The 13,915-nt window shown below is 62.4% G+C and carries 15 protein-coding genes, 1 tRNA gene and 2 riboswitches; of the genes, 10 read left to right on the top strand and 6 right to left on the bottom strand.

Going from position 1 to position 13,915, the window contains the following annotated elements; translation table 11 throughout:
- Position 1: 1 nt before the first annotated feature.
- Positions 2–418: a helix-turn-helix domain-containing protein gene (locus tag A2I95_RS20945; RefSeq protein ID WP_291732906.1), complete on the top strand. Its 417-nt coding sequence runs from the start codon at positions 2–4 to the stop codon at positions 416–418.
- 77 nt (positions 419–495) lie between these two features.
- On the opposite strand, the gene aroC is transcribed toward A2I95_RS20945, so the two are convergent.
- Positions 496–1,596 carry a chorismate synthase gene (aroC, locus tag A2I95_RS20940; RefSeq protein WP_291732904.1) on the bottom strand — a complete coding sequence of 367 codons (1,101 nt, stop codon included), beginning with the start codon at positions 1,594–1,596 and terminating at the stop codon, positions 496–498.
- A gap of 231 nt (positions 1,597–1,827) precedes the next feature.
- Positions 1,828–1,919, top strand: a riboswitch (TPP riboswitch).
- Between the two features lie 32 nt (positions 1,920–1,951).
- On the opposite strand from aroC, the gene thiB reads away from it, so the two are divergent.
- Genes thiB through A2I95_RS20925 form a run of 3 tightly spaced genes read left to right on the top strand, consistent with a single transcriptional unit; the run spans position 1,952 to position 5,140 of the window.
- Complete coding sequence (thiB, locus tag A2I95_RS20935) at positions 1,952–2,929, top strand: thiamine ABC transporter substrate binding subunit (RefSeq protein WP_291732902.1); 978 nt, start codon at positions 1,952–1,954, stop codon at positions 2,927–2,929.
- Entirely contained in the window at positions 2,905–4,461 is a 1,557-nt protein-coding gene (locus tag A2I95_RS20930) for a thiamine/thiamine pyrophosphate ABC transporter permease ThiP (protein WP_291732900.1), read from the top strand. The genes thiB and A2I95_RS20930 overlap by 25 nt, the downstream gene beginning before the upstream one ends.
- Positions 4,448–5,140, top strand: coding sequence for an ATP-binding cassette domain-containing protein (locus tag A2I95_RS20925; protein WP_291732898.1), 693 nt, complete (start codon positions 4,448–4,450; stop codon positions 5,138–5,140). The genes A2I95_RS20930 and A2I95_RS20925 overlap by 14 nt, the downstream gene beginning before the upstream one ends.
- Here A2I95_RS20925 and A2I95_RS20920 read toward each other — a convergent pair.
- Together A2I95_RS20920 and A2I95_RS20915 are read right to left on the bottom strand one after the other, a co-directional pair.
- Complete coding sequence (locus A2I95_RS20920) at positions 5,137–5,574, bottom strand: 6,7-dimethyl-8-ribityllumazine synthase (protein WP_291732896.1); 438 nt, start codon at positions 5,572–5,574, stop codon at positions 5,137–5,139. The two genes, A2I95_RS20925 and A2I95_RS20920, sit on opposite strands and share 4 nt — an antisense overlap.
- Positions 5,575–5,710: 136 nt before the next feature.
- Positions 5,711–5,859: riboswitch (FMN riboswitch) on the bottom strand.
- 50 nt (positions 5,860–5,909) lie between these two features.
- Positions 5,910–6,206, bottom strand: a complete 297-nt coding sequence (locus tag A2I95_RS20915) for a hypothetical protein (RefSeq protein WP_291732894.1) — start codon at positions 6,204–6,206, stop codon at positions 5,910–5,912.
- 112 nt (positions 6,207–6,318) lie between these two features.
- Here A2I95_RS20915 and A2I95_RS20910 point away from each other — a divergent pair, with 112 nt between their 5' ends.
- The 4 genes from A2I95_RS20910 (at position 6,319) to A2I95_RS20895 (ending at position 9,848) form a co-directional block, all read left to right on the top strand.
- The gene (locus A2I95_RS20910; RefSeq protein WP_291732891.1) at positions 6,319–6,921 is read left to right on the top strand and encodes a glutathione S-transferase; all 603 of its coding nucleotides are present in this window, start codon (positions 6,319–6,321) and stop codon (positions 6,919–6,921) included.
- A 211-nt stretch (positions 6,922–7,132) separates the two neighbouring features.
- Positions 7,133–7,693, top strand: a complete 561-nt coding sequence (gene petA / locus A2I95_RS20905; protein ID WP_291732889.1) for a ubiquinol-cytochrome c reductase iron-sulfur subunit — start codon at positions 7,133–7,135, stop codon at positions 7,691–7,693.
- 12 nt (positions 7,694–7,705) lie between these two features.
- Complete coding sequence (gene petB, locus A2I95_RS20900) at positions 7,706–9,040, top strand: cytochrome b (protein ID WP_291732887.1); 1,335 nt, start codon at positions 7,706–7,708, stop codon at positions 9,038–9,040.
- Between the two features lie 19 nt (positions 9,041–9,059).
- Entirely contained in the window at positions 9,060–9,848 is a 789-nt protein-coding gene (locus A2I95_RS20895) for a cytochrome c1 (RefSeq protein ID WP_291732885.1), read from the top strand.
- A 159-nt stretch (positions 9,849–10,007) separates the two neighbouring features.
- Here A2I95_RS20895 and A2I95_RS20890 read toward each other — a convergent pair whose 3' ends face one another.
- Complete coding sequence (locus tag A2I95_RS20890; protein WP_291732883.1) at positions 10,008–10,445, bottom strand: glyoxalase superfamily protein; 438 nt, start codon at positions 10,443–10,445, stop codon at positions 10,008–10,010.
- Positions 10,446–10,708: 263 nt separating this feature from the next.
- On the opposite strand from A2I95_RS20890, the gene A2I95_RS20885 reads away from it, so the two are divergent.
- On the top strand, positions 10,709–11,122 hold the full coding sequence (locus A2I95_RS20885; protein WP_291732881.1) for a nuclear transport factor 2 family protein: 414 nt from the start codon (positions 10,709–10,711) through the stop codon (positions 11,120–11,122).
- A gap of 17 nt (positions 11,123–11,139) precedes the next feature.
- On the opposite strand, the gene mtaB is transcribed toward A2I95_RS20885, so the two are convergent.
- Together mtaB and dapF are read right to left on the bottom strand one after the other, a co-directional pair.
- The gene (gene mtaB / locus A2I95_RS20880) at positions 11,140–12,402 is read right to left on the bottom strand and encodes a tRNA (N(6)-L-threonylcarbamoyladenosine(37)-C(2))-methylthiotransferase MtaB (protein ID WP_291732880.1); all 1,263 of its coding nucleotides are present in this window, start codon (positions 12,400–12,402) and stop codon (positions 11,140–11,142) included.
- Complete coding sequence (gene dapF, locus A2I95_RS20875; protein ID WP_291732877.1) at positions 12,399–13,241, bottom strand: diaminopimelate epimerase; 843 nt, start codon at positions 13,239–13,241, stop codon at positions 12,399–12,401. Before dapF ends, mtaB begins: the two co-directional genes overlap by 4 nt.
- 187 nt (positions 13,242–13,428) lie before the next feature.
- Here dapF and A2I95_RS20870 point away from each other — a divergent pair.
- Positions 13,429–13,504: transfer RNA gene (locus tag A2I95_RS20870), tRNA-Lys, on the top strand.
- Positions 13,505–13,915: the final 411 nt, after the last annotated feature.

Here is a 13,915-nt window from a genome sequence, read left to right as displayed (position 1 = left end):
CATGTTTTCCATCGGCCAGCTGTCCAAGACCACCGGCGTGAAGGTGCCCACCATCCGCTATTACGAGGAGATCGGCCTGCTGCCGGCGCCGGGCCGCAATGCTGGCAACCAGCGCCGGTACGGGCAGGATGGCATGGATACGCTGGGCTTCATCAAACACGCCCGCGACCTGGGGTTCCCGCTGGAAGACATCAAGGCTCTGATGGGGCTAGACGGGCACCTGGGTGACGACTGCGCCGAGGCCGACCGGATCGCCCGCAGCCAGCTTGAGAATGTGCGCGACCGCATCCGAAAGCTGGAGCAGCTGGCGGCGGAGCTGGAGCGGATCAGCCATCTGTGCGACGGCGGCAATGGCGGCTGCTGCAAGGTGCTGACGGCGCTGGGCGACCACAGCCAATGCGCAGGCGAGCACGGTTGAGAATTGAAAAAGTGCGAGGCCTGCATTTGCAAATCTCGCCCAAAAAGAAGCACTTGGCCCTGGTTAGAGCCTGTTTCTCAACCGATCCGGCCCTGGTTTTCGCCGATCTGGCCGCGGTGCAGCAGCAGGTGATCCAGGATCACACAGGCCATCATCGCCTCGGCCACCGGCACCGCGCGGATGCCGACGCAGGGGTCGTGGCGGCCCTTGGTGATGACTTCGGTGGCAGAACCGTCCTTGCGGATCGACTTGCGCGGGGTGAGGATTGACGACGTAGGCTTCACCGCAAAGCGCACTACCACATCCTGACCGGTGGAAATGCCGCCCAGGATGCCGCCGGCGTGGTTGGAGGAATACTCCGGGCCGTTTTCACCCATGAAGATCTCATCGGCGTTTTCCGAACCCTTCAGCCGCGCGGCATTCATGCCCTCGCCGATTTCCACGCCCTTCACGGCGTTGATCGACATCATCGCGGCGGCCAGATCGGTGTCCAGCTTGCCGTAAACCGGCGCGCCGATACCGGCGGGGACATTGCGGGCGACCACCTCGACCACTGCGCCGACCGAGTCGTGCGCCTTGCGCAGGGCCTGCAGGTAGTCTTCCCATTCCTGCACCGCGCCTGCGTCGGGGATCCAGAAATCGTTCTGCTCAATCGCGTCCCAGTCAAAGCGGCTGCGGTCGATCTTCAGCGCGCCCATCCGGGTCATGTAGCCCTTGATCTCCAGCCCCGGCGCCAGCGCCTTGATTGCTTCACGTGCAACACCGCCCGCGGCAACCCGTGCCGCGGTTTCGCGCGCCGAGGAGCGGCCGCCGCCGCGGTAGTCGCGGTTGCCGTATTTCTGGAAATAGGTGATGTCGGCGTGGCCCGGGCGGAAGGTCTGGGAAATCTCGCCGTAGTCCTTGGAGCGCTGGTCGGTGTTTTCGATCATCAGCTGGATCGGCGTGCCGGTGGACATGCCGTCGAACACGCCCGACAGGATCTTGACCGCGTCCGGCTCATTGCGCTGGGTGGTGTTCTTGTTCTGGCCGGGGCGGCGCTTGTCCAGCCACTGCTGCAGCATTTCCGGCTCCAGCGGCACGTTCGGCGGGCAGCCGTCGACGGTGGCGCCAAGCGCGGGCCCGTGGCTTTCGCCCCAGGTGGTGACGCGGAAGAGGTGTCCAAAGCTGTTCATCGACATGCGGCGCGGTCTCCTTTGCGGGACGTGCTTAGCGGGCAGGGGCCTGTGCCTCAAGCGGATTCCTCTGCGGCAAAGCGGGCAGGGGCGCTGCCCCCGACGCCTGCGGCGGCTCCCCCGGGATATTTTAAGCCAGAAGAACAGGGGATCGGCGCTGGCAGCGGTCCAGTTTGACCTGGCCATAGGTCCTGGCGGGGCTTTGGCTTGTCATTGTTGCGCCCGGGGCCTAATGTCCGCGAGACCTCGGGGTGCGCTGCGGCGCTGAGATGACACCCGTTGAACCTGAACCGGATCACACCGGCGGAGGGAAGGTACTGGACAGCCTCCACCCTTGCCCGAAGCCGCAAAGGAGGATGGCATGAAACATCTTGCATTTGCAGCGGGACTGCTTGGCGCGTCGGCAGCTTTTGCCGAAACGCCCGAACTCACCGTATATACCTATGACAGCTTTGTCTCCGATTGGGGCCCCGGCCCGGCGGTGGAGAAAGCATTCGAGGAAGTTTGCGGCTGCGACCTGAAACTGGTCGGCGCAGGTGACGGCGCGGCGCTGCTGGCGCGGGTCAAGCTGGAGGGCGAACGTTCTGATGCAGACGTTGTTCTGGGCCTCGACACCAATCTGACCGCGGCGGCCAAGGAAACCGGCCTGTTTGCCGAGCATTCGGTCAGCGCCGATTTTGCGCTGCCGGTCGAATGGAACGACGCGACCTTTGTGCCTTATGACTGGGGCTATTTTGCCTTTGTTCACAACGCCGATGCAACGGCACCTGCGGATTTCAAGGCGCTGGCTGCCAGCGACAAGAAAATCGTGATTCAGGATCCGCGCTCATCGACCCCTGGCCTCGGCCTGCTCTTGTGGGTCAAGGCCGCTTATGGCGACGAGGCGCCGGAAATCTGGAAGGGCCTGTCCGACAACGTTGTCACCGTGACCAAGGGCTGGTCCGAGGCCTATGGCATGTTCCTGGAAGGCGAGGCTGATATGGTTCTCTCCTACACCACCTCGCCCGCCTATCATCTGATAGCAGAGGAGGACGCCTCCAAGGCTGCTGCTGCCTTTGGCGAGGGCCATTACATGCAGGTGGAAGTTGCCGGCAAGCTGGCAAACACTGACCAGCCGGAGCTGGCGGATCAGTTCCTGGCATTTATGGTATCGGATACCTTCCAGTCGATCATCCCGACCACCAACTGGATGTACCCCGCAGTGACCCCGGCGGCGGGCCTGCCGGAAGGGTTCGGCACTTTGATCGCGCCGGGCAAATCCCTGTTGCTGAACGAGACTGAAGCGGCAGAGGTGCGCGATACGGCGCTGGGCGAATGGCTGGACGCGCTCAGCCAGTAAGCGCCTTTCCCGGCATCAGTGCGGCCCTTTTGGTGGCTGCGCTGATCCTGGGAACCCTTGGGGCAGTTGGCCTAAGGGCTGAGGCCGGAAGCGGATTCGCAGCCAGCGACTGGGCTGCGGTCCGCTTTACGCTGACACAGGCGAGCCTGTCGGCGCTGCTGAGTGTCGGCCTCGCCATTCCCGTTGCCCGCGCTTTGGCGCGGCGGCGGTTTCCGGGGCGGGGGCTTCTGATTGCCCTGCTGGGCGCACCGTTCATTCTGCCAGTTATTGTTGCCATTCTTGGGCTCCTCGCGGTCTTTGGCCGGGCTGGCTGGCTGAGCAGCCTTCTTGGCCAATTCGGGATGGAACCGGTGCAGATCTACGGGCTGCACGGGGTGGTGCTGGCGCATGTCTTTTTCAATCTGCCGCTGGCGACCCGGCTGATCCTGCAGGGCTGGCAGGAGATTCCTGCCGAGCGCTTCCGCCTGGCGGCGCAGCTGGATGCCGGGGCGCTGGCGATGTGGCGGCTGCTGGAAGGGCCGATGCTGCGGCGAGTGGTGCCCGGCGCACTGGCGGTTGTCTTCGCGATCTGCCTCTCCAGCTTTGCGGTGGCGCTGACATTGGGCGGCGGGCCAAGAGCCACAACCATCGAACTCGCCATCTATCAGGCGTTCCGCTTTGATTTCGATCTGGGCCGCGCGGCGCTGCTGTCGGGCATGCAGTTGCTGCTGACCGGCGCCGCCGCGCTGGTGGCGCTGCGGGCGTCGGCGGGCGAGGGTTTTGGCGCTGGTCTTGACCGCGCGGTGCGGCGCTGGGACGGGCAGGGGGCGCTGGCGCGCGGCTTGGATGTTTTCTGGATTATCCTGTCTGCGGCGTTCCTGCTGCTGCCGCTGGCCGCAATCGTGCTGGCGGGACTGCCGGGGCTGGCAGATTTGAAAAGCAGTGTCTGGCAGGCCGCTGGAAACTCCATTCTGGTTGCTGCGCTCAGCACATTGATCCTGCTGGCGCTGGCCCTGCCGATGGCCGCCGCGGTGGCCGCCGGGCGCAACGGCATGACTGAACTGTCGGGCATTCTGGGCCTTGCGGCCTCGCCGCTGGTGATCGGCACCGGGCTGTTCATCCTGATCTATCCCGTTGCCGATCCCTTTGCCTTGGCTCTGCCGGTGACGGCGCTGGTCAATGCGGTGATGGCGCTGCCGTTTGCCATGCGGATCCTGGTACCCCGCGCCCGCGAGGTGCTGGCGCGCTATGGCCGGCTGTCGCTGTCGCTGGACATGCGGGGCTGGGCTTTTGTCCGTGGGGTTTACTTGCCCCGGATGCGGGCGCAGACAGGGTTTGCCGCCGGGCTGGCGGCTGCGTTGTCGATGGGCGATCTCGGCGTCGTCGCGCTGTTTGCCGATCCGGATTTCGCAACATTGCCCTTGCAGATCTACCGGTTGATGGGGGCGTACCGGATGGAGGCAGCGGCGGGTGCGGCGCTTCTGTTGCTGATGCTGTCGATGGGCGCATTCTGGATTTTGGACCGCGGAGGGCGCTGGCATGCTGAGGCTTGAGAACTGCCGGATCATGAATGGCGACTATGCGGTCGAGGCGGATCTGGAGATCGCGTCCGGTGCCTGCGTGGCGGTGATCGGTCCCTCCGGTGCCGGGAAATCGACGCTGGTGGAGGCTGTGGCCGGCTTCCTGCCTGTCACCCGCGGGCGCATCCTGTGGAATGGTGCGGACCTGACCAGCCAGTCGCCGGGCAAGCGGCCAGTCGCGATGCTGTTTCAGGACGGCAACTTGTTTCCGCATCTGACCGTGGCGCAGAACGTCGGCTTAGGGTTGCGTGCCAACCTGCGGCTGAACACATCAGAGTGGAGCCGGGCAGACGCGGCTCTGGATCGTGTTGGCCTTGGTGGCATGGGCGGCCGCAAGCCTGCGGCGCTGTCCGGCGGGCAGCAAAGCCGGGTGGCGCTGGCGCGGGTGCTGGTGCAAGGGCGCGGCATTCTGCTGCTGGACGAACCCTTTGCAGCGCTTGGCCCTGCGCTGAAGGCGGAGATGCTGGATCTGGTGGCGGAACTGACGCGGGAAAGCGGTGCCACTGTGCTGATGGTCAGCCATGATCCGAATGACGCGCGCCGGATTGCAGATCAGGTTGTCCTGGTGACGGATGGCACGGCGCATCCGCCGCAGCAGACGGCGGAGCTGCTGGACAATCCGCCGCCTGCCTTGAAGGCCTACTTGGGTTAGGCGGCCAGCGCCGTTTCCCGCGTTTTCGTGATCATCAGCGCGGCACTGGCGGCTTCGGTGCCCTTTTGAACGAAGTGCTCGCGGTAGATGGCCACGTGATGATCGGTTTCCTGAAAATGATGCGGGGTCAGCGAGACCGACAGCACCGGCACCCCGGTATCCATGCCTGCACGCATCAGCCCGTCGACCACCGCCTGGGCGACAAAATCATGCCGGTAGATGCCGCCATCCACCACTAATGCGGCGCAGGCCACGGCGGCGTATTTCCCGGTCTTTGCCAGCTCCTGCGCCAGCAGCGGCATTTCAAAGGCGCCGGGCACATCGAAGACGTCGACTTGCTCTGCCGGGATCTGCTGCAGGAAGCCCTCCAGTGCCCGGCCAACAATATCAGCGTGCCATTGCGCCTTGATGAAGGCATAGCGGGTGTGTGTCATATCGTAATCTCCTTTACAGTTTGGTGGCGTGCTGGCGGCCGCGAAAACCGGTGTCCGCTTTTCGCTGCCAGCACGGCATGACACGTCACCCAAGGCGATCACGAGCAGACGGGCGCACGCCTGGCGCCGCCCTTCTGCACGTTCTCTTCCATCCGGACTGTGACCGTCGGCTCTGGAGTTGCACCAGATCTGCTGACACTTCCAAACTTTGGAAGCCGCTCGCGGGCTTACGGGATTTGCCCGCTTACCGCCGGTGGGGAATTCCGCCCCGCCCTGAGAACGGCGGGACTGTGCCAAGCAGCAGGGATGCCTGCAAGCGGGAATTTCACAATGAGTCAGGTTTCCACCAGGTCATAGTGTTTAATGATGCGCGACTCGACCAGTTCGGCCTCAGCCGGGTCGATGTGCGGGCTGGTGTAGTCCTCGCCCGCGAAGGCTTTGAGCGACGCCAGATCCTTCCACACCATCACAAAACTGAACTCCCGCGGAGTTTCCGCGCGGGGTGCGCCGGGCAGGACGGAAACGATGCCGTCTGTGCCCTTCATCAGCGGAATCGCGGTTTCATGAAAGAACTTGCTGAACTCGGCCTCCTTGCCGGGCCGGATGACAACCTGGAATATCCGCATGATCATTGGAGGGGCTCCCGTGACTGGTTATGCGGGTTCAGCATAGCACAGGTGGCGATTGCCCCTTTTCCTCAGGCCAGCTTGCAGTAGGCTGCGGCCTGAAAGCGGAGGATTTTCAATGAAGCTCACCTATTCCCAAGCATCCCCCTTTGCCCGCAAGGTTGTGGTGCTGCTGCACGAAACCGGGCAGCTGGACGATGTCGAAATCCTGGATGTCACCACCACCCCCCTGAGTCCCAGCCCTGAGGTGGCGGCCAGCAACCCGCTGGCCAAGATCCCGGCGCTGGAGCGCAACGACGGCCCGGCACTGTATGACAGCCGGGTGATCTGCGCCTATTTGGACGACCGTGCCGGCGGCAGGCTGTACGGCAGCGGCTGGGACAGCAAGGTGCTGGAGGCCACTGCCGACGGCATTATGGATGCGGCGATTCTAATGGCGTATGAAAAGCGGCTGCGCCCGGAGGAAAAACAATGGGATGGCTGGCTGGATGCGCAGCGCAGCAAGGTTCTGGGCGGCTGTGCCGCGCTGAATGCGCGCTGGATGAGCCATCTGCAGGGGCCGCTGGACATCGGCCAGATCGCAGTGGCCTGTGCGCTGGGGTATGTGGATCTGCGCCACCCGGATGCGGGCTGGCGCCAGGGCAACGAGGCGCTGGCGGAATGGTTTGCAGGCTTCGAATCGCGTCCTTCGATGCAGGCCACAAAACCGCCAGCGGGCTGAGAGCGCCTCTTGATAATGACAGGTGCCGCACCGATATGGGTGCGGCACGGTCACACAGCAGTGACAGAATTGCCGTCTGCGGCTTTCTGCGCGCCTATGACCGCTGGACGAATGCCCTTCTCCCCGCTAGACACGCGCCTGAGTCACTGCGAGCAATCGCGGTGCATGCGCATGTTTGCCCTAAACGGGCGCTGGAATTGGAGAAAACCTCGTGTCCCACGCAGAAGACCACGAAGGAACCCGGAGAGATTTCCTCTACTACGCCACTGCCGGCGCCGGGGCAGTGACCGCGGGTGCCGCCGTATGGCCCCTGGTCAACCAGATGAACCCCTCCGCCGACGTGAAAGCTCTGTCCTCGATCCTAGTCGATGTCAGCGGCGTGGAAGTAGGCACGCAGATCTCGGTCATGTTCCTGGGTAAGCCGGTGTTCATCCGCCGCCGCACCCAGGAAGAGATCGACGAAGCCCGTGCCGTGGAGATGTCCGAGCTGATCGACCCGCGGTCGGAAAACCCGAACAAACCGGGCACCGACGCGGCTGACGTCAACCGCACCATGGACGAGGCCGGCGAATGGCTGGTGATGATGGGTGTTTGCACCCACCTGGGCTGTGTGCCGCTGGGCGACGGCGCCGGCGATTTTCACGGCTGGTTCTGCCCCTGCCACGGTTCGCACTACGACACCGCAGGCCGCATCCGCAAAGGCCCGGCGCCTGAGAACCTGCATGTGCCGGTGGCCGAGTTCACCGACGCTAACACCATCAAGCTGGGATAAGGAAACGCGCTCATGTCCGGTATTCCGCACGACCATTACGAGCCGAAGACAGGCGCAGAAAAGTGGCTCCACAGCCGCCTGCCCATCGTCGGTCTTGTCTACGACACAATTATGATCCCCACCCCCAAGAACCTGAACTGGTGGTGGATCTGGGGCATCGTCCTGGCCTTCTGCCTAGCGCTGCAAATCGTCACCGGCATTGTCCTGGTGATGCATTACACGCCGCATGCCGACCTGGCCTTTGCCTCGATCGAGCACATCATGCGCGACGTGAACGGCGGCCATATGCTGCGTTACCTGCATATGAACGGCGCCTCGCTGTTCTTTGTTGCTGTCTACATCCACATCTTCCGCGGCCTGTTCTACGGTTCCTACAAGGCGCCCCGCGAGATCACCTGGATTGTCGGCATGCTGATCTATCTGATGATGATGGGCACCGCTTTCATGGGCTACGTGCTGCCTTGGGGGCAGATGTCCTTCTGGGGCGCCACCGTGATCACCGGCCTGTTCGGCGCGATCCCGTTCATCGGCGAGCCGATCCAGACCTGGCTGCTGGGCGGACCGGCGGTGGACAACGCCACGCTGAACCGCTTCTTCTCGCTGCATTATCTGCTGCCCTTCGTGATTGCGGCGCTGGTGATCGTGCATATCTGGGCCTTCCACACCACTGGCAACAACAACCCCACCGGTGTTGATGTCCGCAAAGGGTCCAAAGCCGAAGCCGAGAAAGATACCCTGCCGTTCTGGCCGTACTTCGTCATCAAGGACTTCCTGGGCCTGGCCGTTGTGCTGGTGATCTTCTGGGCCATCGTCGGCTTCATGCCGAACTACCTGGGCCACCCGGACAACTACATCGAAGCTAACCCGCTGGTGACCCCTGCGCATATCGTTCCGGAGTGGTACTTCCTGCCGTTCTACGCGATCCTGCGGGCCTTCACCTCGGAAGTGTGGGTGGTGCAGTTCGCCTCCTTCGTGACCGGCGGCATTGTTGACGCCAAGTTCTTTGGTGTTCTGGCGATGTTCGGTGCGATTGCCGTGATGGCGCTGGTGCCCTGGCTGGACACGTCGCGCGTCCGTTCGGGCCGTTACCGTCCGATGTTCAAATGGTGGTTTGCGCTGCTGGTCGTCGACTTCTTTGCCCTGATGTGGCTGGGTGCGATGCCGGCGGAAGAGCCTTATGCATCGTTCTCGCTTATCGCATCGGCCTATTGGTTCGGCTACTTCCTGGTGATCCTGCCGCTGCTGGGCGTGATCGAGAAGCCGACGGCGCAGCCTGCCACCATCGAAGAGGATTTCGACGCCCACTACGGCAAGAAGTCTTCTGCTGAAGCCACTCCTGCCGAGTAAGAAGAAGGAACACCTGACTATGTTCAAGAAACTGGCAACCGGTGCCGCCTTCGCTCTGGCCATGATCCCTGCTGCGTCCTTCGCAGCAGGCGGCGGCGAGCAGCACATCACCGACTACGCCTTCTCATTTGAAGGCCCGTTTGGCACCTATGACCGCAACCAGCTGCAGCGCGGGTTGCAGATCTACACCGAGGTTTGCGCAGCCTGCCACGGGCTGAAGCTGGTACCGTTGCGCACCCTGTCCGACGAGGGCGGCCCGCAGCTGCCTGAGGATCAGGTGCGTGCCTACGCGGCTGACAACTTCAGCGTCTATGATGCGGAACTGGATGAGGACCGCCCGGCCAAGCCGGTCGACCACTTCCCGGAAAACAACAACGCCGGCGCCCCGGATCTCAGCATGATGGCCAAGGCGCGCGCGGGCTTCCACGGCCCCTACGGTTCGGGTCTGAACCAGCTGTTCAAAGGCATGGGCGGTGCCGAGTATATCGCCTCTCTGCTGGCTGGCTATACCGGCGAAGAAAAGGAAGAGGCTGGCACCATCTTCTATCAGAACACTGCCTTCCCGGGCGGTTGGATTTCGATGGCGCCGCCGCTGTCGGATGAGCAGGTGGAATTTGCAGACGGCCACGCCAATGACGTGGAAGCAATGTCGCAGGACGTCGCTGCCTTCCTGATGTGGACCGCAGAACCCAAGATGATGGCGCGCAAGCAGGCCGGGTTTGTCGGCGTGTTGTTCCTGACCGTTCTGTCGGTTCTGCTGTATCTGACCAACAAGAAGCTGTGGGCGCCGCACAAGGGCAAAGACTGATCCTTGTCTGACTGACAGCGTGAAACATCAAACCCCCGCAAGTGTCTCTTGCGGGGGTTTTTCGTTGCCAGGGGGACAGGGGGACAGGGGCGCTGCCCCTCTGCCCTGCGGGCATTCACCCCGGAGTATTTGGTACCAGAAAGAAGACAGGCCTTTGGGTCACAACAGCGGGCTGACCACCAGATGGGGCAATCCGTTGGAGGTTTTTTGCGGAGACCGGTCGTTGGCGCCAATCACCGCGGAAACCCTTTGGCGCCAGGATGAAAAGCTGTCGAACCGTACCACATCCACCGGAGTATCGAACTGCAGGGTTATCCGACGGTGCCCGTTGGTGCCGCAGGCCGAGAGACCGTGGACATAGCCGGTGAAAGGCTGGCCCAAGTACTTGCCTTCGACCCGCATCCCGACCTGCAAATCGGGGATGTTTGATGCGCGGGCGCTAAGGGTGTTCCAGTCGCGAAAGCCGTAGTACTGCGCGATTCGCTCCAGCGCGGTGCTGTGGCTGATGGGTTGGCCCTGGGCCTGTGAATGCTTGCGCAGCAGGCGCGCTTCGGCCTTAAGCTGCGGAACAGGTGGGAGAGCAGGCTGTGGCTGCATGGAGTTACCTTTCGCGTGAAGGGTGCAGTTGCCGATGCAGACAGGGCTCGCGTTGCTATCCGGGCATGCACCCAAGCGTCAGGAATATTCCTTGTCCGGATTTCACCAAAGCCAAAGGCTGCGAGCGGCAGGTATCCGGGACCTTGTTGAAGTCATAGCGCAGTTCAGACTGCGCTGCAATTGCGGGCAGGCACGCTTGACGGATGAGGGGACCGGAGCGCACCCTTTAGAGGTTGTATCAATACCAGTTGGGAGGCGTTGCAATGACGGGACTATCGAATGCAGAGATCCTGCGTGAGGTGATGGCCAAGTGGGATGACTGCAAGGCGGGCGATTTGATCATGTGGGACGACTACACAACCGAAGACATGTGCATGCGTTCGATGGGAGAGGGCGCGCATGGGCTGGATTTCAGTGCGGCACGGAACGGGCGCGCGCAGCTGCAGAGCTATCTGAGTGAGCTAACCAGCGCCTTTGCAATGGAACATTGGACGTTGGAGGAAACTGTGGCGGAGGGAGACCGGGTGGTTGGGCTGGGCACCACGGCCTGGACCTGCAAGGCCACAGGAAAGCGGGTGGAGACGCCTGTTGCCATTGTCTGCCGGTTCCGGGACGGGCGCATCTGCGACCTGCACGAGTTCTACGATTCCGCTTCGGTGGCGGCCGCAACTTGCTGACGCATTCAGCGCGCTGATCAGGCGGTGAGCTGGCTGCCGCTGGCGCCTGTTATGGCGGCGGTGACGATCCGGCCCTCTGCCTGCGGCGCGGCAAAGGCCACCTCGGTGAACTGCTCAGTGCGGCCCATATGCGGGTTTTCCATCAGGATGCGGTGGGTCTTGCCGAGCTGTTCAGCCAGATGGCGGTCGACCTGGGCGTCGCCAGCCGCACGCAGACGGGCGGCGCGCTCCTTGATAACGTTGCCGTTTACCTGATTGGGGATCTTTGCGGCCGGGGTGCCGTCGCGCTTGGAATAGGGGAAGACGTGCAGCCAGGTCAGGCCGCAGTCTGTGACCAGCTTCAGCGAGTTCTCGAAATGGGCGTCGGTTTCGGTCGGGAAGCCCGCGATGATGTCTGCGCCAAAGGTCATCTCCGGGCGCAGGCGCCGGGCCTCCTCGCAGAAGGCGATGGCGTCGCCGCGCAGGTGCCGCCGCGCCATACGTTTGAGGATCAGGTCGTCGCCGTGCTGCAGCGACAGGTGCAGATGCGGCATTAGGCGCGGTTCGGTGGCAATGGCTTGCATCAGATTCTCATCCGCTTCAATCGAATCGATCGAGGAGATGCGCAGGCGGGGCAGGTCCGGCACCAGCTTTAGAATGCGTATCACCAGATCGCCCAAACGCGGCTGCGCAGGCAGATCAGCGCCCCAGGAGGTGAGGTCCACTCCGGTCAGCACCACCTCGTTATAGCCCTTGTCAACCAGCCGTTTGATCTGGTCGATCACCACCCCGGCGGGGACGGAGCGGGAGTTGCCGCGGCCATAGGGGATAATGCAGAAGGTGCAGCGGTGATCGCAGCCGTTCTGGACCTGCACATAGGCACGGGAGCGGGTGCCGAAACCGTCGATCAGATGGCCTGCGGTTTCAGTCACCGACATGATGTCGTCAACCTGCACCTTTTCCGTTGTGCCGATGAAGTCCGGGCCCTTGGCGATTTCATTCCAAGTTTGGGCCTGCATCTTTTCGGTATTGCCGATGACACGGGTGACTTCGTCCATCGCGGCAAAGGTTTCCGGTTCGGTCTGGGCGGCGCAGCCGGTCACGATGATCGGCGCCTCCGGGTTTTCGCGGCGCAATTTTCGGATTTCCTGGCGTGCCTTGCGCACGGCCTCGGCGGTCACCGCGCAGGTGTTCACAACCACGGCGTTTTCAAGCCCCGCTTGCTGGCTCAGCTCCTTCATCGCCTCGGTCTCATAGGCGTTGAGGCGGCAGCCAAGGGTGGTGAACTTTGGCACGCTCATGCCAGCGTCTCCAGGAATTCGCGGGTGAAGGTGCCGTCGAACACATGCATGGTGGGGCCGGTCATCCACACGCCGTCTTCGGCCCAGTTGATCCACAGCGTGCCCCCATCCAGGTCGATCTGCACGTTGCGGCCTGTCAGTCCGCGCCGGGCGGCAGCAACGGCAGTGGCGCAGGAGGAGGAGCCGGAGGCCAGTGTCACCCCTACACCGCGCTCCCACACACGCATGCGGATGCGGTCGGGGCCAGTCACTTGGGCAACTTGCACATTGGTGCGCTGGGGGTACAGCGGGTGATGCTCGTAGCGGGGGCCGAATTCTTCCAGCGGAATGATCGTGGCATCCTCGACAAAGAATGTGCAGTGCGGGTTACCCATGCCGGTTGCAGCAGGGCCGCCTTCGATGGGCAGTTCCAATGTATCCGCGTCTTCGGCCAGCGGGATGTCCTGCCAGTTAAGCTGTGGCTGTCCCATGTTGACGGACGTAAGGCCATCGCCGGCATCGCGTGCATAAAGGTCGCCGCGATCGGTGGTCAGATGCAGCTCGGACTTGCCGCTTTCCAGGATCAGATGGCGGGCAATGCAGCGGGTGGCATTGCCGCAGGCTCCGGAAGTGGATCCGTCGGCGTTATAGAAGGTTAGATGCGCGTCCCCGAGGCCGTTTGAGACTACCGTCAGCTGGTCAAATCCCACCCCGAACCGGCGGTGAGCGATTCCCTTGGCCATCGCCGGGGTGATGGAGATGTCCTGCGCGCGCGCGTCAACAACAACAAAGTCGTTGCCCAGCCCGTGCATCTTCATGAAGGGGAGTGCGGTATCTGCTTGGGTGTTCATTCCGGGCATATAGACCTGGACTGCAGATGAATCTAGTCTTCGGTGAGAAAAGTTGAAAAAAGGGGTTGACCCCCCGCTGCACTGGCCCTAGATACGCCGCCTATCGGGACAGCATGACACAGGCTGCCAGGCAGTYCCGAAGCGAAATAAGTGCTTGATCCTCTTGGAGAAAACGCTTAGACAGCAACGAAGAAGTGGGCCGTTAGCTCAGTTGGTAGAGCAACTGACTTTTAATCAGTAGGTCGTTGGTTCGAACCCAACACGGCTCACCACTTCTTTCACCAAAAAGACAAGCAGCTGCCAYCTTGGTGAGCGAAAGCTACGAGAGTGGCGCGGTTTTTTGGTGCAAAAACAGTGCAAATCTCCCCGAAAACTCCCTAAACCGGATGACAATCAACATTGCCAACAAAGTGGTGAGTCTGGCGTCTGTTCAATGGGTCGAAAGCGCTAAAAGTATTCGCTGGCAAGCTCAGATTCGCCGCAAGGGTTACGAGCAGTAGCCGGCTTACTTTAACCGCAAAAACAATGCTGAAACTTGGGTCAGGCAGATCGAAGCGGAAATCAACGCTGGGAAGATACCGGTAGGATCCGAGGCCGTTTTTCGAACGCGACTGTGAACCGCTATTGGTCGCGCTCCATCAAGCCCTCAAAGTTACTGTTCGGGAGTATGGGTGGCTGGAACA

The sequence above is a fragment of the Leisingera sp. F5 genome, from assembly GCF_001593695.1.
Note: the sequence above shows the minus strand (reverse complement) of the source record. Positions and strands in the feature narration are given on the sequence as shown.